This is a genomic window from Streptomyces sp. NPDC002643 (assembly GCF_053592555.1).
This window is the reverse complement of sequence record NZ_JBSFVY010000061.1, coordinates 1-22124: the sequence shown is the minus strand read 5'-3', so window position 1 is coordinate 22124 and position 22124 is coordinate 1. Positions and strand designations below refer to the sequence as shown.

17 protein-coding genes and 1 pseudogene are annotated in these 22124 nt (G+C 67.8%); 7 read left to right on the top strand and 11 right to left on the bottom strand.

The features are described 5' to 3' along the window. Positions 1-33: 33 nt before the first annotated feature. A complete protein-coding gene (locus tag ACWD4G_RS44310) occupies positions 34-963 on the bottom strand; it encodes an aminotransferase class I/II-fold pyridoxal phosphate-dependent enzyme (protein ID WP_451304192.1) in 930 nt (309 codons plus the stop codon). A gap of 810 nt (positions 964-1773) precedes the next feature. Continuing rightward, positions 1774-3273 (bottom strand): NAD(P)/FAD-dependent oxidoreductase, encoded by a 1500-nt coding sequence (locus tag ACWD4G_RS44305; protein ID WP_451304190.1) that lies wholly within the window; start codon positions 3271-3273, stop codon positions 1774-1776. Positions 3274-3737: 464 nt separating this feature from the next. On the opposite strand from ACWD4G_RS44305, the gene ACWD4G_RS44300 reads away from it, so the two are divergent. Both ACWD4G_RS44300 and ACWD4G_RS44295 read left to right on the top strand, forming a co-directional pair. Next, a complete protein-coding gene (locus tag ACWD4G_RS44300; protein WP_451304188.1) occupies positions 3738-3941 on the top strand; it encodes a hypothetical protein in 204 nt (67 codons plus the stop codon). Positions 3942-3948: 7 nt separating this feature from the next. Then, the gene (locus tag ACWD4G_RS44295; RefSeq protein WP_451304186.1) at positions 3949-4359 is read left to right on the top strand and encodes a hypothetical protein; all 411 of its coding nucleotides are present in this window, start codon (positions 3949-3951) and stop codon (positions 4357-4359) included. 22 nt (positions 4360-4381) lie between these two features. Here the strand turns inward: ACWD4G_RS44295 and ACWD4G_RS44290 are convergent, their stop codons facing one another. After that, positions 4382-4525, bottom strand: coding sequence for a hypothetical protein (locus ACWD4G_RS44290; RefSeq protein ID WP_451304184.1), 144 nt, complete (start codon positions 4523-4525; stop codon positions 4382-4384). A gap of 49 nt (positions 4526-4574) precedes the next feature. Here ACWD4G_RS44290 and ACWD4G_RS44285 point away from each other — a divergent pair, with 49 nt between their 5' ends. Beyond that, on the top strand, positions 4575-4901 hold the full coding sequence (locus tag ACWD4G_RS44285) for a hypothetical protein (protein ID WP_451304182.1): 327 nt from the start codon (positions 4575-4577) through the stop codon (positions 4899-4901). 393 nt (positions 4902-5294) lie between these two features. On the opposite strand, the gene ACWD4G_RS44280 is transcribed toward ACWD4G_RS44285, so the two are convergent. Genes ACWD4G_RS44280 through ACWD4G_RS44270 form a run of 3 tightly spaced genes read right to left on the bottom strand, consistent with a single transcriptional unit; the run spans position 5295 to position 7023 of the window. Beyond that, positions 5295-5489, bottom strand: coding sequence for a ferredoxin (locus ACWD4G_RS44280; protein WP_451304180.1), 195 nt, complete (start codon positions 5487-5489; stop codon positions 5295-5297). After that, positions 5486-6706 (bottom strand): cytochrome P450, encoded by a 1221-nt coding sequence (locus ACWD4G_RS44275; protein WP_451304178.1) that lies wholly within the window; start codon positions 6704-6706, stop codon positions 5486-5488. The genes ACWD4G_RS44280 and ACWD4G_RS44275 overlap by 4 nt, the downstream gene beginning before the upstream one ends. Continuing rightward, positions 6703-7023, bottom strand: a complete 321-nt coding sequence (locus ACWD4G_RS44270; RefSeq protein ID WP_451304176.1) for a hypothetical protein — start codon at positions 7021-7023, stop codon at positions 6703-6705. The genes ACWD4G_RS44275 and ACWD4G_RS44270 overlap by 4 nt, the downstream gene beginning before the upstream one ends. Before the next feature lie 1353 nt (positions 7024-8376). On the opposite strand from ACWD4G_RS44270, the gene ACWD4G_RS44265 reads away from it, so the two are divergent. Both ACWD4G_RS44265 and ACWD4G_RS44260 read left to right on the top strand, forming a co-directional pair. After that, positions 8377-10398 (top strand): LodA/GoxA family CTQ-dependent oxidase, encoded by a 2022-nt coding sequence (locus ACWD4G_RS44265; protein ID WP_451304174.1) that lies wholly within the window; start codon positions 8377-8379, stop codon positions 10396-10398. Then, positions 10395-11564, top strand: a complete 1170-nt coding sequence (locus tag ACWD4G_RS44260) for an NAD(P)/FAD-dependent oxidoreductase (protein WP_451304172.1) — start codon at positions 10395-10397, stop codon at positions 11562-11564. Before ACWD4G_RS44265 ends, ACWD4G_RS44260 begins: the two co-directional genes overlap by 4 nt. A 1394-nt stretch (positions 11565-12958) precedes the next feature. Here the strand turns inward: ACWD4G_RS44260 and ACWD4G_RS44255 are convergent. From ACWD4G_RS44255 to ACWD4G_RS44240, 4 genes are all read right to left on the bottom strand, one after another. Next, positions 12959-14455, bottom strand: coding sequence for a vanadium-dependent haloperoxidase (locus ACWD4G_RS44255; RefSeq protein WP_451304170.1), 1497 nt, complete (start codon positions 14453-14455; stop codon positions 12959-12961). A gap of 187 nt (positions 14456-14642) precedes the next feature. Beyond that, positions 14643-15173, bottom strand: a complete 531-nt coding sequence (locus ACWD4G_RS44250) for a DM13 domain-containing protein (RefSeq protein WP_451304214.1) — start codon at positions 15171-15173, stop codon at positions 14643-14645. Between the two features lie 1117 nt (positions 15174-16290). After that, on the bottom strand, positions 16291-16704 hold the full coding sequence (locus ACWD4G_RS44245) for a LuxR C-terminal-related transcriptional regulator (protein WP_451304168.1): 414 nt from the start codon (positions 16702-16704) through the stop codon (positions 16291-16293). 416 nt (positions 16705-17120) lie between these two features. Next, on the bottom strand, positions 17121-17243 hold the full coding sequence (locus ACWD4G_RS44240) for a hypothetical protein (RefSeq protein ID WP_451304167.1): 123 nt from the start codon (positions 17241-17243) through the stop codon (positions 17121-17123). 608 nt (positions 17244-17851) lie between these two features. Between ACWD4G_RS44240 and ACWD4G_RS44235 the strand changes: the two genes are divergently transcribed. Then, positions 17852-19180, top strand: a complete 1329-nt coding sequence (locus tag ACWD4G_RS44235; RefSeq protein WP_451304165.1) for a DUF4241 domain-containing protein — start codon at positions 17852-17854, stop codon at positions 19178-19180. Between the two features lie 763 nt (positions 19181-19943). Here the strand turns inward: ACWD4G_RS44235 and ACWD4G_RS44230 are convergent. Then, positions 19944-20753, bottom strand: coding sequence for a hypothetical protein (locus ACWD4G_RS44230; protein ID WP_451304163.1), 810 nt, complete (start codon positions 20751-20753; stop codon positions 19944-19946). A gap of 180 nt (positions 20754-20933) precedes the next feature. Between ACWD4G_RS44230 and ACWD4G_RS44225 the strand changes: the two are divergent. Beyond that, positions 20934-21416 (top strand): annotated as a pseudogene (locus ACWD4G_RS44225) (transposase); the annotation flags it as partial. Positions 21417-22124: the final 708 nt, after the last annotated feature.

Here is a 22124-nt window from a genome sequence, read left to right as displayed (position 1 = left end):
CCTTCCTGTGAATGCGAATGGCACAGAGGGAAATCAGGGAGTGGCGCGTTGAGCGTTCGGTTGGAGAGCGGCAAGCAACTGCGCGTTCTCGGACGGGGAACCGATGGAGATCCGCAGATGGTTGTGCCAGCCTTCTGGCTCGGGTGCCACGGCGATATGGGCGTCTTGCAGTCTCGCCGTCACGGTGTCTTGGTCGGCGATCCGAATGGAAATGAATCCGGCGTCTGCAAAGACGTCGAGCACCTCAGGACAGTCCATGAGGTTTTTCGCCAACCGGTCGCGTTCTGCCACGCAGGAAGCGATCCTGGACGCGAGTTGTGCAGGGTTGGCCAATTCCGCTGTGGCAGCCTCGGCGACTAGGCTCGGGATGGGGAATGGAAGTCGAACCTTACGTACTGCGTCAAGGATGGCAGGTGCTCCGAGCAACGCTCCGAGCCGCAGATTTGCCATGCCCAAGGCCTTTGACATCGACCGCACCGAGATCAGGCTGGGGTGGGAGTCCAGCTTGTGCCGGTGTGAAGGTCGAGCGGTGAACTCGGAATAGGTCTCATCGATGATGACGAACCCGTCAAAGCGATCCAGCAAGCAGTCCAGGTCGTCGGCGTCCAGACAGGTACTGGTTGGGTTGTTGGGGTCGCAAAGGAAAATCCCTTTTACCGGAAGCGACACCAAGCGATCGATGTCCAATCGGTCGTACCGCGCCCCTCCGAGTCCCACACGATATTGTGCAACGTTGTGCAGTGTTGCGAGTCGCTCGAAGAAGCCAAAGCTCGGCCAAGTGACCGCCACGGCATCCTTCCCTGGTTCAAAAAGTGCCCGCAGTACGAGATCGAGCGCTTCCGTGGCACCCCGAGTGATCACCGCATCCGCTTCTGAGGGATGATGTCCGTTGCCTTCGGCAGTGGGGTCGCCCGTCTGTGGAAAGGAGGTCGGATCGAGAATTTCCAGTGCGTTCAGATACAAGGGAGCAAGGAAATCTGGTGAGTGCTCGGGGTAGCGGCGATACTGTCCGCCGAAAGGGTTCTCATTGAATCGAAGGTTGATGAGTCCAGAGTCTTCAGGGCGACGTCCTGAAGGGCCTGGCAATCCCAAGGGCTGAATGCATTCTCGCACTGGGTCCGATACCTTTACGGGGTCTGGAATTTAGTGGGGGGCACGCCTGCCGTCGGCTCCGCCGGGTGGTTGCACAGTGTGACCGGAGCCGCTGATTGACGCGGTTCCGGAAGCCGAGGGCGTTACGCGCTGCGAGCTTGATGAGGCGGTTTAGCCGGACGATGGCCGAGCTGGACGATGGGGAAGCAGTCGACGACACGGCCGCGTGCGGCAGGGCCCGGTGGACGGCCGGCGCGGAAAGTGGAGCGCAGGTCGATGGCGACGCGTGGCCAGGTCCTGTTTCCGCACCGGCTTGCCGCGCCGGGTCTCGTCGATCCCCGCAGGCCGGCAGCACGCTTCGGTGAACGAGCCGCGTTCGCAGGCGGGATCGGTGCAGTACCTGCGCGCCTTGCGCCACCGGATACTCACCGGGCGACCGCCGCGGGGCAGGTGCCGGGGCGAAGTGGCGTCGTAGTCCTTCAGCCGGGTGGCGACCCCGTACGAGGGGCAGGTCCCGGCCGCCGAGTCCTCGCTTGGGACGACGTACACCATCGAACCGCCCGACCTGTCGTCCTTGACCTTGATCACACTCACCCTCTCCAGCCCCGGAAGTCACGGGCATATCGCGTCCGGGGCGCCCGCACCCCCATCGGGTTCGAAGGCCCCTTTTATGAGGAGGGACTACACCGCCGTAGCTTTTGTGGGTTTCTGGTGGTAAGCGCGCGCTGCATGTAGGTAAAGGCGCAAGTCGGCCAGGCCGTCCGAGGCGGTAAGGCCCTGGAGAGCCATGAGGTTGTCCGGAGGCAGAGCAACGAGCTCGTCCAACTCTTCGTGAACTCGCCGAGCCCGCTGCTTCGAGTGCTGAGCGACCGTTTCGCTGTCGAGCCAGAAGGGGAGGGTCAGGCCGTATTCGTAGGCGGCATCCACTTCATGGGATGCGAATTCCGCGATGGCTTCCTCGACGGTCATTGTCTGGATCGGCGGGCGTTTCGGGGTGAACCAGTCGAAGTTTGGACTGGTGGTGGCCTGGTTCAGGACGGTGTCGGCGACGTGGCGGGCAATGACCGGTGAGCAGTGGAAGCCGTCCCGATAGGTTCCGGTGGCGAAGTGGAGCCCGCGGAGGCTGCTCTCACCGATCAGGGGGAAGCAGTCCAGGGACATCGGGCGCGCTCCGTGCAGCCATTGGGTGACCTGCGAAGACGCGATCTTCTGGTCGAGATGCTCGCATAGCTGGCGCAGGAACGCATGGCCGTCGCCGATCCCGGGCCCGTGTGCCGGATGGAGGGTGACCATGTTGTTGGCGCCGAGGTACTGCCTGCCTTCTCCGGCCAGGGGCACGAGGTGGAGGCCGCATGATCCGGCGCGAATGGGTGTGCGCAGTACCTCGCGGGCGCTGTGGGGGGCGGTGCGCCGGGTGAGCAGCGCCAGACCGTTGCCGTGCAGCATGGGTGGGGTCTCGCCGGGAGGCAGGACGCTGTCTGCGAGAGCGCTGCTTGCACTTCCCGCCGCGAGGACGACGGTGTCGGCGCTGAGCGTGCTGCCGTCGGCGAACCGCACGCCGGTGACTGTGTCCGTGCCGGCCAGGAGTGCCTGCACCGTGGCGGGAAGAATGTGGACGCCGTGACGGCGTGCTGCTGTCTCCAGTGCGGCGACGACGGCCCGTGCGTCGATGGCGCCTTCGCGGGGCAGGTGCACGGCGTGAGAGGGGCGTGCGTCGGGGCTGGGGTCCAGGCCCTCGATGTCCTGGGGGTCGGCCTGCTCGTGGGGCTCGTTGTACTTGATGAGCGCTGTGCGCATGGCCTGGAAGTTGTCGTGGGCGATGTGCCCCGACCTGCCGCTGAGCAGCACGAACGTGCCCCCGGTTCGCGAGGTGCGGAGCGCCGGGGCGTCGTCTGCGACGTCGTCGCAGAGTCTGTCCAGCCACGCGGGCCACTCGTCGAGCGCTTGGCGTGCGAGGGCGAATTTGGCTTCGGCAGCGGGATGTTGATGCGTGTATTTTGTCACTTCGGCGAAGCAATTCAGCATTGCGCCGGCCGCCATGGATGCTGAGAGGGTCCGTCCCGGAGGACCGATTACCGCAATTTTGGTCTCCGGAGCCCGGCGTGCGATTTCGACAGCGATCGACAGTCCGAGTACGCCGTTCCCTACGACGGCGATATCCACGCTACGTTGAGCAGCCATAAGGCATCTCCCGGAAATGGTAGAACGACAGAATCAAAATGCCCCGCAGAACACCGCAACAGTGCAAGCGTCGGACCGGTCCAGATCGCGCAACTCACTCACCGGCCCGGCCACTTGCCAGTCCGGTCGCGGCTATTTGAAAGACCAACTCGCGTCTACTCCGAAATATGATGCCAGGCTATTTCCCCGTACACTTGTCATTCAGTGCGCAATTTTCTGTCGGTACGTGCCACGTCACCGGAGTCGGTGGTGGTTCCGGTCGTCGAGGGGGCCAGCACGGTAGCCCGGTGCTCCCCGGGTGACGCGCAAAAGGCTCGGGCGGAACATGCGGCTGAACTTCGCGGCATCAACTATTCCCCTGCGCGCCGCGATCGCGCTGATCGACTGGTGACGAAATCCTGTGCCAGTCCAGCCGCCAGCAGCTCGTCGACCACCAGGAGTCGACCCGGTCGCAGTACGCCCTGGTGGACCGGGCGGTCACTCTGGGCCGGCAGGCGGACCGGGTCCTGGTGATCGACGAGGGCCTGGGTAAGTCGGGGTCGACTGCGGTTGCCCGCACCGGCTTCCAGCGTCTGGTCACCCAGATCGGGCTGGACCACGTCGGTCTCGTGCTGGGGATCGAGATGTCCCGTCCGGCCCGCTTCGGCAAGGACACGGGTATCAACTGATCGAGCTGTGCGCCCTGTCGGGTGCGGTGCGCCCGTCGCGGCGAGCCGGCCTTCCCCCCTGCCGAGCGGCTACGTCCGCCGCCCGTCGGGGAGGGTGGCCCTGGACCCGGACGAGCAGGTCCAGACCGTGATCCGCCTGGTCTTCGCGCAGTTCGACCGGCTCGGCACGTTGCACGGTGTGCTGCGCTGTCTCGTCGACCATGACATCCAGTTGGGCATCCGCCTGCGGGAGGGGCGGCCGGACAAGGGCACCCTGGAATGGCGAAGGCCGAACCGGATGACGCTGCGGACCCTGCTGCGCAAACCCGCCTATGCCGGTATCCATGCCTACGGGCGGCGCCGGGTCGACCCGCGCCGCCAGGACCGGCCCAGCCGAACACCGGTCGGGTCGTCTGCTCCCTGGACGGATGGCATGTGATGATCCCGAATGTCCTGCCCGCCTACATCACCGTGGCCCAGTTCGAGGCGAACGAGGCGAAGCTGGCTGCAACCGTGCCGTCGCCGAAGCCATGGGCACGGCGCGGGGCGGCCCCGCGCTCGCGGCCGGGCTGGTGCACTGCTACGGCGCGCAGAGGAGCTGTCATCTGCTCAACTCCGCCTGCGTGGACGCCTTCATCGGAGCAGCAGGCCCTCGTGGGACTGACGCCCGCCGCTGTCGAGGTGTGCCTGCGCGCGGCCCGCCAGGTCCTGGGCGAGCGGGCCGAGCGGGCCGAGCGGGAACGACTGTGGTCGCAGCGGTTGGAGTGCGCCGCGCGGGACGCCGACCGGGTCCGCCGCGGCCATCACCTCGCCGAACCGGAGAACCGCCTGGTCGTACGCCATCTGGAGAAGGAGTGGGAGACGCACTGGCCGTCCAGCAGCGGTTCCGCGAGGACTACGAACGCTTCACCCACAACGGCACGCACATCCTCACTTCGGCCGAGCGGGAGTTGCATCACGGCGCTCGCCGTCGACATTTAGGGTTTGTGGGGTGCGCACAGCGCCACGGCAGCGGACCGCGAGGAGATCGTTCGCGCGGTCGTCGACAAGGTCGTCATCACGTGCTCGGCACCAGCGAGTGGGTGGACGTCACGATCCTCCGGGCCGACGGAACTACCACGTCCAACCAACTCGACCGCCCAGTCCAGCGGTTGGAACAGTTCAGCTACTACCCGCAGCTGGAGGATCGGACTGGACTAGGCGCCCGATCACCCAGTCGTCAAATGAGCACAAGGCGGACGCTGTCCGGACCACCTGGTAGCGCGGCTTCCGTATCAGGGAGTCGTACTCGCCCGTCATACCCCTCATCGCGCAGTGCACGAGCACACCTGACGCCGGCGACGGAAGCGCCGACGATCAATCCCCCCCTCGGTCTCATGCTTCGAGTCGCAGAGCAGCGACCGGGCAACTTCGAACCGCTTCCTGGACCCGCGATTCATCATCAGTGCTGACCTGCGGCCCCAGTACCGCCAGCTCACCTTCATCATCAAGCTCGAAGTAAGCCGGTGCCGCAACTTCGCACATGCCGTGTCCTTCGCATTTGACACGGTCCAGTACGACCCGCTTCATTCGGCCACCTGCCCAGCGTTGGTGCCGGTCACTGCGGGCATTTCCCCCACAAGTTGGGCCCATACTTCCCTCGGGCGCCTCAGAAGCAGCCCGTCGCACTTCTCCCACGTCGCTCGGCGGCCGGCAGCCATACGCGGATAATGATCCATGAGGGTGTCGATCGCCATATACGCCTCCATGCGGGCCAGCGGTGCCCCGAGGCAACTGTGAATACCGCGTCCAAAGGCAATATGTTGCGCGGAAACCTGTCGGGTGATATCGAACTGACGAGCTGTCGATCCCCAGGCAGCCTCGTCGTGATTGGCTGATTGGATGCTGAGGTAAGCCTTGTGACCCGCGGCCACAGGACAATCGCCGACGACGGTGTCGCGTACTACGGATCGCGTCATGAACTGCGCCGGCGAGTCGAACCGTAGAGACTCTTCGATTGCGCCTTTGAGTAGCGATCGGTCGGCAACGACGCGCGCCCAGTCACCATGCTCCAAGAGTCGGTAGATGCAATTCGCAATCAACGCACGGGTTGTGTCCGTCGCAGCCGCGAAGAGCTGCCTCAAATGCATGACGACCTCAAGGTCCTCCATCTCGCGCTCGCCCGGAGCAGCGAAACATAGATTGTCAAGGACGTCGTCCCGGCGGTGCTCGGGATGTTCGCGCCGATCGCGCACCACCTGACTCATGAGTTCTATCAGTCTGTCGTATTCCGGCATAGCCGTCTCGGGCGCAGGGACCGCCTCGACCAGTGCGTCCGCCAGGACCTCGACCTCGGACCAGTACTCCTCGGGAAGGCCGATCATGGAGTACGTCACGGCCGACGGGATGTGCGATATGTAGTCCTTGTGGAGTTCCACTTCGCCGGAGGACGGCAGCCCGTCCAGCGCCCTCGCTATGACTCGGGCGACGTGCGGACCGAGCGATCGCAGCTTCTTGGGAGCCATGCTCCGAAGAAGCCTCGACCGCAGTTCCGTGTGCGCCGGCGGGTCGAGGTTTGTAATACCAGGAATTAGATGATTCCGGTCTTCGTGGCCAATCGTGAAGTTCCCCCTGTTCGAAAAAGCCGCACTATCCCCGAACACCGCACGGACATCCGCATCAGAGGTCACGACAAACAGGACATCACTGACTTGGCTAACGGGGCACTCGCGGCGCGCGGCTTCGAGAGCGTCGTCGGGATCGGCCACGTGACCCGCATCGTGCGGGGTGAACGGAGTCGCGTTCATACCCGCAACTCCTCGATGTCCTGGGGGTCGGCCTGCTCGTGGGGCTCGTTGTACTTGATGAGCGCTGTGCGCATGGCCTGGAAGTTGTCCTCGGCGATGTTCCCCGACCTGCCGCTGAGCAGCACGAACGTGCCCCCTGTTCGCGAGGTGCGCGGCGCCGCGGCGTCGTCCGCGACGTCGTCGCAGAGTCTGTCCAGCCACGCGGGCCACTCGTCAATTTTGGTCTCCGGAGCCCGGCGTACGATTTCGACAGCGATCGACAGCCCGCGTACACCGTTCCCTACGACGGCGATATCCACGCTACGTTGAGCGGCCATAAGGCATCTCCCGGAAATGGTAGAACGACAGAATCAAAATGCCCCGCAGAACACCACAACAGTGCAAAAGCCGGACCGGTCCAGATCGCGCAACTCACTCACCGGCCCGGCCATTTGCCAGTCCGGTCGCGGCTATTTGAAAGACCAACTCGCGTCTACTCCGAAATATGATGCCAGGCCATTTCTCCGCACACTTGTCATCCAGTGCGCAATTTTCTGTCGATACGTGCCACGTCACCGGAGTCGGCGCCCTTGTCGCCCAGAAGTGCATCGGGCACCTGTCTGGACGGCCGGCCCGGCTTACCGGCGACGGGCGGAATGCCGTCCAACAGGGCCAGGGCCAAGGTCTGGGTGACGTCGTTGACGTTGGCCGCAGTGGTGATGACCCTGAACGTGGTGCCCTTCCCGTCGCAGATCAGGCGGTGGGTACTGCCCGTCTTCCGGCGGGCGACCGGCGATAAGCCGGTGGCTTCGCCCCCCCCTTTTCGCGCGGATGTGTGTCAACGGCCCCTTACCTTGATCACGGGTCGGGCCAGGCCCTCGTAGGGTCGGCCCGTCACTGCCATCACAAAAGTGCGCCCGGCACAGCCTCGCAGCCACGCTCGCCTTTGGGCCGGGGTGTGGGGTAAGACGTTCGGCCGGTCGTCGGCGTCGGTGAATCCGAGGTCGGCCGTCGACCCGGTCACGGTGCCATTCTCGGTCACGGGGGGGGCAGCGCCCGCCGGGAAGTACAGGTTGGGTAACGGGCCGCGTACACGTCCGAGTTCGTGGCGTCGCAACCCACGTGCAGTCGCCCCCCTTGTGGGACCACCTCGTTCAGAGCGCGCGGACCGATGACGAGGCCGGCGGGATGGAGTGGCCCGCGTAGGTGTGGCCGCCGGAGCGGGGCGCGAACGGCACATGGAGTTGGAGTTTGGCGCACCACCGGATCGCGGCGGCCGCATCACCTCGGCGGAAGCGGGGCGGGCGGCGGCCCGACCGGCGGCCGGCCCGATCATCAGGCTTGCCGAGGCAGTGACGGCGGCTCCACTACGCCGTAGTTCTCGTCGGCCGGTCTTCACAGGCAACCCCTTCGTGGTCGCCCGGCACCGGACAGCGAATCCGACCACCAGCGGTCAAGGCCCTGTCGGCGGGCCCGACCCACGATGAGAGCGCACCCCGGCACCCCGGCACCCACCGACCGTGGCACCCACCGACCGTGCCCCCCGGACGCACGCGCCATTCACCCGAACGGAACGGGGCACCTCGCGGGCGACGCGGGCACCCTCACCCACTGTGAACCTTCGACAGCGCACCGTGCCAGCTGCGGTCCTACGGTGGCTCGCGGGGGCACACCCGCCCGAAAGGTTCCCGATGGACCCACAGCAGATAGTCCAGGTGAAGATCCATCCCGCGATCGGGATAGCCCGCGTCGGCAACAGCCCGATGCCGCCCTTCGTCGGCCCCGAGTCACCGGACGCGCCACCGGAGGAGCTGAGTACGTACAAGGACGTCCACGGGATGATCGTCCGACAGGCCGCCCGATTCCGGCTGTACGGCTACAACAGCGCGGGGGAAGTCGTCCGGGAGCTGAAGATCACCGACGACGACGTCAAGGAGATCGCGTGGTCGGTGCAGGTGGCCAACAAGAAGGCCGCCTGGTACCAGTTCCACATCCCGCTCGACATCCCGGAGGCCGCGCACCTGCCGCAGGCGAGCAGGGCGCGACGGAACCCGGGCAAGCCACGCGCGGACCTGATCATCAGCCCCACGCGGCGGACCCTGAGCGTGTCCGAGCACGGGACGACACCGAGCGCGAGCTTCGACGACGGGAAGATCATGGGCCGGACGGTCCCGCTCGGCGAAATGAGTGTCGAGGAGAACGGCCGACTGCTGGTCTCCGGAGCGGACGGGACCTCCGGGACATGGATGCACCCGGAGCCGCCGATCACAGGCGTCGCCAACAACGATGGCTGGTTCGACAACGTCTGCGACGGCCCCGTGACCGCCGAGGTCACCCTCAACGGCAAGAAGGTCACCGCGGCCCCGGCCTGGGTCGTGGTCGGGCCACCGCACTACGCGCCGGGAGTGAAGACCGTGCGGACCCTGTACGACCTGCTGGAGGACGTGTTCTACAAGGAGCGCTCACTGCCGGTGCGACCGCAGGTGTCCTACGACGACGACATCGAGCCGATCCTCGCGCGCTTCTGCCAACTGCAGTGGGTCAACCAAGGGTTCGCCACCCAGTTCGGTTGGAAGGGCCCCCATCACTTCCTGGACCCGGAAATGCGCCGACGGCTTCGCGATCCGGGAGAGTCCAGCCGCGAACTGCGCCGCCAGATCTACGTCCAGATGCGGGACTACGACCGGGACGGGACCTCCCCGCTGCCCTGGCCATGGCTGTACGGCGACGCCATGTCCGGCCGACGGCCGACCTCCGAGCGGCAGCACATCATGCTCTCCACACTCCAGGACGCGAAGCTGGCGCAGTGGGCCGACGGCCGGTTCACGCCCGGCCCGCTGCGCCCGCACCACACGGACGTGGACGACGCTCCCGTCGCCTCGCAGCCGAAGTTGCTGGAGCGGGGCGCGCTGGAGAACTGCGCCGCCGACGCCTTCCACCCGGGCTGCGAGGTCACCTGGCCCATGCGGCACAAGACGATGTACTCCGAGCCCTTCCGCATCCTGCACCGCACCACGCAGGAACGGGACTACGGCGACCACCTGGAGGACAAGGACGTATTCAGCAAGGACGGCCCGCTGCACGCGCAGGGGCCGGGCGACCTCACCCGCTGGATGGCCGCGCCCTGGCAGTGCGACACGGCCAGCTGCCGCTCCGGCTACCAGTCGGTCAACGGCCTCGGTCCGCGCTACAGCCCGTATCTGCCCACGTTCTGGCCCGCCCAGATGCCCAACCAGGTACTCAAGGCAGCTGACTTCGACATCGTCAACGACACGGGCCAGAGCGACGAGACGCGCCGGCAGGCGTTCGAGCGCCGGGCGGTGTGGCTGCGCGGGCTGCGCGGCGGCACCTACGACCAGCAGCGCCGGCAGATGATCGACGACTGGTACAAGTTCGGCATCGTCCACGAGCGCGCCTACACCGGCGGCGACGGGAAGTTCCCCGACCGTATCCAGGTGGAGTCGCCGCCCGGAGCGCCGCTGGACGAGGCGCCCGACCACGCCAACCTCGTCAACATCCAGGTGCCGCAAGCCGGCCCGCCGCTGCTCGCCGCAGCCGCCGGCACCTGGGCCGGTACCGTGCCTGCCGAGCAGGTGGAGGAGGCGCTGGTGAGCCAGGCCATCAGCGAGGCCGTACGGGCGACCGGCTACGACGAGGCGGCTATCACCGCCGGTTATCTGGAGAAACTCGACCCGCTCCACGACGCCTTGTGACCGCGGAGCCTCCCCGGGCCGCCCGTGGCCGCGACGGTTACGACGTCGTGGTCGCGGGCGGCGGCCCCGCCGGTTGCGCCGCCGCGCTCACCCTCGCACGGGCGGGCCGCACGGTGCTGCTGGCCGAGGCGGGAGTCGGCCCGGCCAAGCCCGGCGAGGCGCTGGTGTCCGTGGCCCGTCTGCTGCTCGCCGACCTCGGTGTCGCCGACGCGGTGCTGGGCAGCGGCCACGCACCCTGCTACGGCAACCTCTCCGCCTGGGGCTCGGCCGAACTGCACACCGTGGACAGCCTCCGCGACCCCTACGGCCACGGCTGGCACCTGGACCGGCAACTGTTCGACCGCCGGCTGCGCGCGGCCGCCCGCGCGGCCGGGGCCGACGTCGCCGAGCGCACCGCGGTACGCCGCCCCGACCGTCGGCCGGACGGCAGTTGGCACATCTCCCTGCGCGACCGCGACAGCGGAGGCGAACGGACAGTGGCCTGCCGTTGGGTGGTGGACGCCACCGGGCGCAAGGCCGCCATCGCCGTACCCGCCGGAGCCCGCCGTCGCACCTGCGACCGGCTGACCGCCCATCACCTCACTCTGGCTCCCGCCCTCCATGCCCAGGACCGGTCGGCGGACGGCCGCACGCTGGTCGAGTCCGACCAGGACGGCTGGTGGTACACAGCCCTGCTGCCCTCCCGGCAGCGTCTGGTCGCCTACTTCACCGACGCAGACCTGCCGGCAGCCGCTCCGCGCACGGCAGCGGATTTCCGTCGTCGGCTGCTGGCCACCCGTCATGTGTCCGTACGGGCCCTGCCCCACGGGCTCACCGCCCTGGAACGCCCGCGGCGTGCCCCCGCGTGCGGCGCCCATCTCGACCATGTGTACGGGGACGGCTGGGCGGCGGCCGGTGACGCGGCGGTCGCTTTCGACCCGTTGTCCTCACAGGGCATCCTCACCGCCCTCTACACCGGGCTGAGCGCCGGCCAAGCCGTCGACGCGCGCCTGCGCGGCGACATGACGGCCCTGGACACCTACGCGTCCAAGGTCACCACCGCCCGCACCGCCTACGAGCAGGGGCATCGCGCCGTCCACGCCCAGGAGGCCCGCTGGGCCGACCACCCGTTCTGGGCCCGGCGACACCCCCGGCCCACACCCACGAAAGGCGCCACGACACCATGACCACCACACCCGAGCCGGCCCACGACCACCAGCATCCCGGGCAGCACCAGCGCTTCCACCGCTTTCTGATCCTGGACCACGAAAAGCTGTTTCTCCTACCACCTGGGCCTGTACAACCCGAAGAAGGGCCACGACCGCCAGGCGGTCGGTCCTCACTCTGGGCACTGCGAACTCCCCGAACTCCGGACGGGCAAACACTTCCCCGTCTTCTTGGAACGGGGCGCGGTCGCCGCCGAGGGCAACCGCGACGTCCAGCCCGTGCAGGATCTGCCGGCGCTGACCATGGTCCGCTGTCGGGGGGGGGAGCCGCAGAGGAGGTGCTCTCCTTCCGCAATCTCGCCCCCAAGCTGCCCTACCCCGCCAAGCTCACCTACGTTTCTTCGGGCGCGACAGCGAGATCCACCTCGCCCACCACCTCGCCGAGGCACCCAATTGGGACGAGGCCATCACCGTCACCACCACGCAACCCGTCGACGAGACGATCCTGCGCCAGGTGTCGGCCCTCGTCATCGACAGCGAGAAGGGGCCGCTGCTCGTCGAGTTCCCCCCGGTCGCAGGGGGCACACAGAGTGCCTGGACCGTCTCTTCGACTGCGTCGAACAGTCGTCGGAGCCGCCCGGGCAGCGCGCGGTACAGACTGACCTCGGCCCGCCGGACCCATTCCCGCTGAAGCCCGCCATCGTAAGCACCGGGGTCCGCAGCGGCCTCGCCGCTCTCCTGCTGCTGGTGGGCCGCCGACAACGGTCCGTGCCCTGACTCGTGGCTGCCGGGCGGATGACGCCTTCCTTCCGCCGTGGCGTGTGGGGCTTGGCCGCCCAGTGTCACCGGGGGTACATCCTCGACAGCTCGGGGCACCTGCTGCTGGACGAGGCACGCGATGAAATCGTCACGCTGGTGGAGCGAGCCCTGACCGGGTCCGGCGACACCGCATGGGTTGCGTATGTTTCCGTTCGATGACCTGGCGCGCGGGGGCGGAACCGCCGCAGCCTGCCCAAGCTCCTGGCCCGCCGGCGAACCTTGGTCTACGAGCTCGGCGGCAGGTTCCACACCATGATCGGCGACGACACCGCCGGGACGGTTCTGGACTTCGACCGGCCGGTCGACGCCAGCCAGATCACCATCCACGCCACCCGGCGCAGCCGCCGAAGGAGCTGATCTCCCGAGGCGTGGGAGAGAGGTAGGTCATCGAAGGCTCCCGGAGATGACCTCGACGTCTATGCGGTGACCCACTGCGACGCCAGGCACGGCGGGCTCCTGCACCGCTGTACGCCCCGTCCCCGAACCCCCTGGTTTCGACGGCTCCGGCGGCTCCGGCTCGGCCGTCGGCTCGTCCCGGTCCTGTGGACGCCCGGCATGCCGAGCCGGTGAGCGGGCCCTCCTTGTGGGCCGAGACGTCAGACGGCGATGGTGGTGCCGTCGAACCGGCTGAGGGTGAACACCGCGTCCTCCAGGGTGACTTCCTTCGCCTCGCGCAGCACGCCGATGGCGATCTCCTCACCCAGCCGCACCGCCTCCGTGAAGTCGGTGCGCCAGTGCACGCCGGCCATGTTGCGGCCGGTGGCGATGTTCGCGGCGACCTTGTTCAGCTCACCGCCGACGGTGAGCCGCCCGGCGTCCAGGCCCGTGTAAGGCTCCAGGGCGGTGCCGTCGGTGGTGGGCACGACCGGGTCGGGCAGGAGGTGCGACTCGTCGAACCACGCCTTGAGGATCGTCACACACGCACCGGCGACCGTGGCGTGTCCGGAGCCGTAGGAGGGGTGGGTCGGGCTGCCCTCGGGGAACGCCTGCGGCAGCAGGTAGCTGCCGTACTTGTCGAACACCCGCTTGACCGCGACGGAGTCCAGCACCTCGCCATCGATCGGGTACTCGCGCTGCCCGCGCAGCTGCTGGTGGACCCGGCCGCCGAACTCCTCCGGCCGCAGCCGCCGGTGCACGTACCACTTCTGGAACCACACCGCCTTCAGGGCACGCGTGGCCACCTCAGTCACCAGAGAGAGGATGTGCGGGCCGCCGTACGTACCGAAGCCGATCTGGTTGCGCGAGAAGTTGTACGGGTTGCCCGGGTCCACCGGCGCGTTCAGGCCGAGCAGGATGAGGGCCGCGTTGAGGTACGCCTCGTACAGGGCGTCGAAGTGGACATAATGTGCCAGGTCACGCGGCGTCTGGATGTAGCGCCGGGCGGCGAAGTCCCGCTCGTCCGGCTCGGGTTCGGACCCGTTCTGCACCTCCAGCCAGTCGCCCCAGGTGGTCAGGTGGTCCACCGGGCGGACCAGGGTGTCCTGCCGCTGCGGGATCAGCAGGGTGCCGTACGGGATGTCCTTGAGCAGGAACTGTGAGACGTACGGCCCCGCCAAGTCGCCGCGGGTGCCGCCCCGGAAGATGGTCTGCGGGGTGACCTGGCCGTTCTGCTTGGGCGCCCGGAAGTCGGACAGGCCGCTGAGTTCGGTGGCCGCCTCGGCGACCAGCTCGCTGTCGCCGAACCGTGTGAACAGCACGTCGCGGCACAGGGCCATCCAGTACAGCTCGACCGCCTCGGCGGAGTTCTGCGCGCTGTCGATGCGCGGTGCCGGCGCGATGGTCAGCGCCTGGGCGTCCGGGCCCTGAAGGTCGAAGGAGGCGCCGGCCTGCGGGTTGACCAGCTTGCGGGTGTCCCCGAGCGGGATTCGCTCGAAGTCCTCATAGCTGCCGGTCGCCAGCGCGCGGCGCAGGAGGTGGTAGGCGGCCGGGTCGACCTCGCCGAACTTGTTGTGCGGCAGGGCCTTGGAGTAGTTGGCCACGAACGGGTGGTCCGTCTCCTCCCCGTTGGCTGCCTGCACCGGAATGTCGCGCTCGAACTCGACCTCGGCGGCGCGGACCCGTGCCTGGCGCGCGGCAAATCGACGATCGCTCATGTGAATCCCCCGTGTTTCTCGTGAGAGGCGCTCAGCGCGCCACACCCATGAGACGGCTGGGACCGCAGGATTGTTCCGGAGAAATCGAGCAATCAAGAAAATCTGCACATTTATGAGTTCGGATTCCGAATCAACTCAGAATGGAAGATTCCGTTCCGGGGAAAAGCCCTGTCGCCCCGCTGCGCGGTCAGAGGCGGGCGAGTTCGGCGGCGCCGAATGAGACGTCGAAACGATCGCACCAGATAGTCACGCTGCTGTAGCTCGACCAATCCACGTCACTGGGCAGCGCGTAGTTCTGGCTTCCCTTGTTGCCTTTGAGCTTGCCGAGGCTGACGTACTCTCCGTCGTCGAAGACGTGCCACCCGGCCTTCCCTTGCTTCACCGGCGCGTCGGTCAGCCAGACACGAAGGTCCGGTCCGTTGCTGGTGTCGAGGTTCTCCAGCCGGACGACGTGGGAGCCGTCGGACAGCCGTACGAGCTTCGCTGTACCCGATGTCGCGTGCTCGTGGCTGATCAGGTCACCGCTCGCCAGCGTCTGCGGACCACTGGTGGTCGATGAGGGCTGCTCGGAGGGCTCTTCCGACGGCGCCCCGGCAGGAGGCGCGGAGGTCTCGACGGCGCCAGGCAGGGCTTCTTCGACGGTCTCGTCCTGCCACAGCTTCCACGGCTGGAACCAGTACGAACCGAAGCCGGCTCCGGCAGCCGCCACCATCAGCATCACGATGACCAACGGCCTGCTCAGTACCTTTCGCACGCGCCCGTCCCCCGCCTCTCGCCTTGGAAGTTGCCTGTCGCTCCTCATTCAACAGAAGCCGGTGGCCGTCCCGTACCTCGGAGGTGATGACGGAATTCTTACGCCGAACTCTCGGGCCCGGGTGGGAGCCCGGCGCCGAGCGCGGGGCTGGAGCCGTCCGCCATGAGATCCGGACCTCGGGCCCGGCCTCAGCGGTGCTCGCGCGTACTGCCCTTGAGCGTTGAGCAGACTGGAGCAGTTGTGCGGGCGCTCTATGACCTTCGCGAGTCGCTGCGCACAGACGGCTTCCGCCGGACGACCAACACCTGGACGGTGCAGGACGCCGCGTCCGGCGCCGTCACGTAACGTTTCCGCCCTGGAGTGCGGCCTCGCCGCCACGACGGGCGCCACCGGGGACACCGTGCTCCATCTCTCGCCGCTCCACGGTGACGTCGCACCGCAACTGCCCCTCGACAGCTCCGTGGTTGAAGTGCAAGGCCAAGTGCCAGCCGTCCGCGTGGGGATCGCACTGCACTGGATATGTGTGGGGTGCGGGATCGGGCAACAGCGAGAAGAGCGCTGCCACGGCGGCGAAGCGCGACGCGACGCACCAGGCTGCTCCCTGAGGCTGCGGTGCCCGGCGCTGCAGAGCGTATGACTGCACCAAAAGGGCTCCGCCAGTGGTGGGACGGCAATGACAGCCCGCGCAACATGCACCGGCGCAAGGACCATCGGCGGCCTCTGCGGCCGCAGCCCCTGACGCACCGGGCTGACAGACTCCCTTGTTGTGTCCAGCCCACAACCGGCCGGGCCGTTCGGGCGAACATCCCGAGCGGCACGGCGCCCTACGCTCCGCTCTCAGAGACGAGGACAACTCCCCATGTCCGGCCCCACCGAAGATCCCTCGGAGCAGCCCCACCTCTGGCAAGTGAACATCGCATTCCTCGCACACCGGCCCAGCACGAAGAGCTGCTGGACCGCCTGTCCGACGTGCTGTGTCCCGACCCGAACCACGAAGGGCCCTGCCCCATCCCCTGGGGCATGCACAGCATCGACGGGAACTCCCTGTCCTGTCGGCAGCGCGAGGCACTACTGACGGAAATCAAGGGGACCAACCGGAATCCGGAAGAGAGCGAAGGGTCAGCGGAGACCGGAGGGCCCTGGCGACCTGCCTGAACAACCGGACAGCCCGTCGCCGTCGTTCGCCCATCTCCTGCTCAAGCAGGACGACGTGGTGGACGCCGAGGCGTTCGAGTATCTGGCCATGCCGGCAGATGGTGTCATTGGCCCAGATGTTGGGCACCTCGACCTCCAGCCGGTTGGAACTGACCAGGTTGGACGCCTCGACGTCGGTGCCGATGGTGACGACAGCGCTGCTGAACTCGTGCACTCGATGAGGGCTGAGGAACAGCTGCGCGCCGATCTCGGGGTTGGTCAGTCCGTCACCGGCGAGACGAGCGATCTGCGCCTCCTTGGCGGTGAGCGCCGTCGGCGTGGCGATCCTGCGCCTGGCCAACGTCTCTCCGGTGGCCTGCGCTGGCGGTGGCCTGCGACTCGCGGCCGGCGCGTTCGGCGAACGCGCCGGCGCCGAACCGGGTGAATACCCCGTGGGCGGTCCGTAGCCGCGTACGGGCGTCGACGCGGCGGCTCTCCCGACGCAGCCATTCCCCATAGAGCAGATGGGCCCGGGCCAGCTCCATGCGAATCCGGGTACCTTCGAGTTGCTCGATAGCCTCGCGGTAGAGCCGCTCGGCTGAGTCGCCTTCGCTGAGGAGCGCGTGCGAGCGCGCCCGGATACCCAGTGCCTAATCCGTGCCGACGGCGTCGGTCACCTCGGTCAATCTGCCGAAGGCAGCGACGGCCGTGCCACGGTCACCACTACACGCCCCCGCCTCCACCAACTGGGTCAGTCCCCTGTTGGCCGCGGCCAGTTCATGTGTACTCGCCTGCCCGACTGGTCGGCGCGAACGCCTGTCGATACTTGCCCAGGCCGTTGTAGAGCACCCCTCCGGCCCACTGTGCGACGGTCACACCGATGCCTTCGCCGCAGATCATGGCGTCTTCCATGCCGGCCCGGATCAGTGCCTCGGCTTCGAGCTCGCCACCTTGGCAACTCGCTCTGCGCACCGAGAGTGCCGGCGGTCTGCGCATGGCGCGCTGCGAGCGCCGACCAGCTTGCGTCATCCCGCATGTCGGCCGTCACAGCGGATGCGAGCCAGGACCAACGCAGTTCCTCCTCCGAATCCGTGTCCCGACGGACAGCGCTCAGAGCCTTTCGCGAGGCGGCGACCGAGCCGCGACACCCCTCGGCGAACCGGAGGACCAAGGCTTCCAGGAGCAGGTCCACAGTGTGCGGCGGCTGAGCGGCTGGTGAGATCTCGTCAGGTACTCGAAACCCTCGCCTTTGGGCGAGGTTGATGAAGAGGTCATCGAAGTGGGCCGCGTCCTCCTCCAGCGGCCCTGGCCCGGGCGGAGTCGGACGATGGGCAGTCGTCGGCCCTCAGTACGGCAGTTGACTTCTACCACCGCCTACGGCCAACCATCCCCTGCCGTCAGCCCACGCCTGCCGGATTCAACGAACTACCGATAGTCCCCGCATCGGCCCTTGTCAGTGGCGGTGTCTACTGTGTTCGTCAGGTTCGGGCAGAGCGGGTGGTGGCCGTATGGGTGGGGATCAGGGGCCGGAGACGGTCGTCGAGGTGGCGTACGCGCTGGCGTGGGATCTGGAGGGGTGCGCGCTGTGGCGGCCCGTGACCGCCGAGGCGGCGCGGGAGCGGGATGCCGCGGGGCTTCCGTATGTCGTGGTGTACCGGCTCCCGGGGCGGAAGGTTCCACTGGAGGTCCGGCTGGTTTCCTGGCGGGACCACTACGTCGGTCTGTGGGCCTACGACGACCAGGGCCGCCGCACCGACGAGCTGGACCTGCGGCTGCTGGACGATCCGAGCCGGCTGCTCAGACGACGTACCCGTACGTGGCAGTACACCGGGCCGGAGATGGCGGAGTTCGACAACGAGTGCCCCCGCTCGGTGATGGAGCTGTTCCCTGACGGCAGGGGATCGATCACGCAGGAGCCTCAAGGCGAGCGTGGGCGGACACTCGTCACGGTGCCCGACGCCGATGTACGGCGTTGGCAGGTCCGCCCCGGGTTCGAGGACTGGCCGGTGGTCGCCGCCCGCCGGCGGGGGCTGCCGGGGCCGGTGGTGCTCCAGGCGGCGGCGCTGGGCTCAGAGGCGACGGAGGCATCCGACGACGCGTCCGAGGCCCCCGCCACCTGCTGGCGACCGCCCCGCCCCGCGCAGCCCGGGCCGCTCGACGCGCTGTTCCGGCCCGGGACGCGTGTGACCGACGGGTATCACCCCGAGATGACCGTCGTGGAGCCGCGCCGGACCGGGACCCTGCGCGTGCCGAGCGGACTGCTGGCCGTCTCCGGGCCGGACAACCTCTCCGACGATGGGCCCGCCATCACGGTCCCTGTCCCGCCGGGCGAGTACGTACTCGAAGAAGCACAAGTCCGTGTCGGCTACGACTGTGAGTGGAGCCAGGGCTGGGTGACCCGCACCGACACAACAGCGGTCCGGCTGCGTATCAGCGAGATGCCCGTCATGGCGTGGGAGATGGGTCTCGGGCCGGAGGACGACCCCAGGCTGCTCGGGGAGGGCGAGATATTCGGCTTCGACACCGACGGTGCGACCGGATGCTTCGCCGATGCCGGGGCCTGGCAGTCGCTCCACCGGCTCTTCGAGCGACACCTTGTCCAGGGGGAGCCGGGTGTCGGGGAGGACATACCCGACTCCATGTACCTCCTGCGTACTCGGGACGAGGCATCCGGCGGCGAACTCGTCGCCTTCGCGACGACCGGCGACGGTACCTACCCCGTGTGGGTGGGGCGCTCCGCGGACGGGGATGTGGCCGAGGTGGTGGTGCTGGTGGAGGGGCTGCCCACAGTGCTCCAGGACGGCAATGCCGACAGGGTGGAGGCGGCTCCGGCTTGAGCCCGGGTGTGATGCTGGTGACGACGTGCGGGCAGGCAACAGATGTCCTGAGCGCTGGTCCACGCGCTCGCACCCGCCTCCGGTTCGACGTGCGTTGGTAACGACGTCGCCGGAGAGGGCCACCTCATGAAGCGGCACACCGGTCACCTTCCGACGTGCGTCGCTCTCCTTCCAGAACCTGTGCATCAGCACCGCTGCGGGCACCAGGAAGACTGCGCGGTGAAGAGGATGCGCCCGATCAGTACCAGGACGTCCATGACGATCTCCAGGCAGGATGCCTGCGAGGCAGAGAGCAACTGTCCATGAGGAACGCTACTCGTCCCACCCCCGCCGGATGATCCACCGCAGGGTGTCAGCGCCCCGGTCGGAGCCGCCTCACTCCTCCCCAGCCGCCTCAGGCAGACCGGCCGCCGCCAGGTGGGAGAACCCGACATGTCCCGCCGCGCGGCTGCGGGCCGTGTCCGGATCTTGAGCGGCAACGCGAGAGTGCCCTCTGACCTGGGACGATAGGGCTTGTCCAAGGCCTCTGTCTTCTCGCAGAGGAAGACACGTTCTGCGTGAAAACCACCGCGTCACGTCCCCGAGTTGTCGTCACGGCCGACGGGGGGCTTCCGCCATGCCGGTTCCCGTCTGCTGGCCGATCCGGCCGGTGCCACCAGACTGAGACCGGCACCTTCACCGAATCTCTGCGCTTCGGGGATGCACCGCTGCAGGGGGCGTGGTGGGGAGGCGAACAGGCTGCGATTCTCGCCGCCCGTTGGCCTCATCCCTGGTGGATGAGCACGGGGCCGCCGAGTGCGCGCATGTCGTAGGGGTAGAGCCAGGGGCCCCAGGAGCCGGCGTCGAGCGCGTCGATCGCGAGCAGCGCGTCGGATGAGTTCTTGCAGCGGGGGTTCCGCACGGCGAAGGCCGTGATGCGGGCGCGCAAGGTGGGCAGCCAGGCGGCGACGAGCCGTGGGTCGCCGTCGTACCACCAGGTGAACTTCAGCTCGTCCCAGAGGAGTTCGGTGGCCCAGCCGAAGGCGAGGCGGACCACGCCGGCGTCCGCTTCGGGACCGGTGAACCGGGCGATATGGTCCAGCCACGGCTCCAGGCCACCCGTCGCATGAGCGATCCCCTCGATCAGACCGGTGATCTCCCAGTACGGCCGGCCGTCGGTCACAGCGATGTGCAGCAGCGCCCGCAGGGCCCGCTCGACCGCGGCGCGCTCGGCCACGGGCCAGTCCGCGAGCCGGGCACCATGGCGACCGAGGCGCCCCATCTCGTCCGACGGGTTGGTGCCGTCCCCGTCCGGACCCCAGCGGCGCAGCACACGGGGGATGAAGCGGCGCCAGAGGACGGGGTATTGGTCCTCGTCCCAATGGCTGGCGACTTCACGTATGAAGTGCGCAAGGAGATCATCCGGCACATCGGCAGGGTCACCGCCGAGAACGCGCAGCTCCGATTCGGGAGTGCAGTACGTGCACCCGCCGACCGGACGGTCGAGCGTAGGTGGCGATGCGAAGATCTCGTCCACCTCGGCGAGCGCGTCGCGCCACATCGTGTACGGGTCGGGTGCGAGGGCTTCGGACATGCCGGGACCTACTGGGGGACTCCGCACGGCCGACACCGGCGAAGAGCGCGACGTTACCAGCATTCCGGTCGATGGGCACAGCTTGGGTCTGTCCGCAGTGATGCACCGGACAGACCCGACTTGCTCCGCGATCCATCGGACACGTTCTGGTGCGGTGCTTACAACGGCTGATACAAAGAGGTGGCTCGGCGCCGATGGCCGTGTCCAGGGCGGGAGTTGACCGTTCAGTCCCGTGTGGGGACAACGTCTTGGATCGTGTCGGATGAGCTGTGGGACCGCCTTGAGCCGCTGTTCCCGCGACGTGAGCGGCGCCGCATGACCTGCTGACGCCGTGCGGGACTGGAACGAGGCCGGCGTCGGGCAGCGACTGCACGAGGTCCTGCTCGCCGAAAGGGGGAGCCACACGGGGGCGGTCGTGCTAACCGGCAGCAACCGCAATGACGTCTCCCAACTGCTGCCCCTGCTCGACGTCGTCCCGCCGGTCCGCGACCGCGTCGGACGTCCCCGCCGCAAGCCCGACGCATTGTTCGCCGACCGCGGCTACGACCACTCCATCTACCGCGACCAGCTACGTGCCCGCCGGATTCTGTCTGTGATCGGCCTGCCGACGGCACGCCCCACGGCAGCGGACTGGGTGCCTGTCGCTGGGTGATAGAGCGCACCTTGTGCGCCACGTGGCGCTCTGTTTATATCCCCGGTCCGGCCGGGAGGAACTCGGAAGACGCGACATCAGCTTCGCCGCAGTGTAGTTCCGGGCGGTCGGTATGAACTTGCGGAAGGTCGCCAACTCACCGCCCCAGCCGGTGGGCAGGGTCCCGACCTCCGGTTCTGCCGGAGGGATGATCCGCAGCGACGCATGCTTGGCCCCCAGGCAGATTCATCTCTTCGATCGGGTACTCGACGGCCCGGCCCGTCATCCGACGCAGCTTGCCCTTGTGCCGCAGCGCCAGGAAGGAAGTAGGTGGTCAACGCCTGTGACCGGGCCAGCAGGGTGCGGCTGCCGCCGGGTGAGTTCCGCAGCGGCGACCGAAGCAGATCCTGATCTGCTCCAAGGTGCCCGACGTCCCCTCGGATGGCGCCGTCCGCCGGGCCCGCCGAAGGCCGTGCCGGGCCGAACCCGGACAGCATGTCGGTCTCGAACCGCTCCGGCTCTTCCGCCGGTGCCGGCGCAGGTCCCGTACGACTGCCAGCGCCGCCAACCCGAGCCTGCTCGCCTTCAGTCCGACGCGGATCGGCCGGGCAAGGGTGAGAGCGCCTCAGAATTCCCGAAGTCGCGTAAGACGTCGTCTCATTTGGCGCGCTGGGTAGTCTGCCCGTGTGGTGATGGTCGAGCGCATGGTGCCGGATGAGTTGTGGGAACTGTTCGAGCGG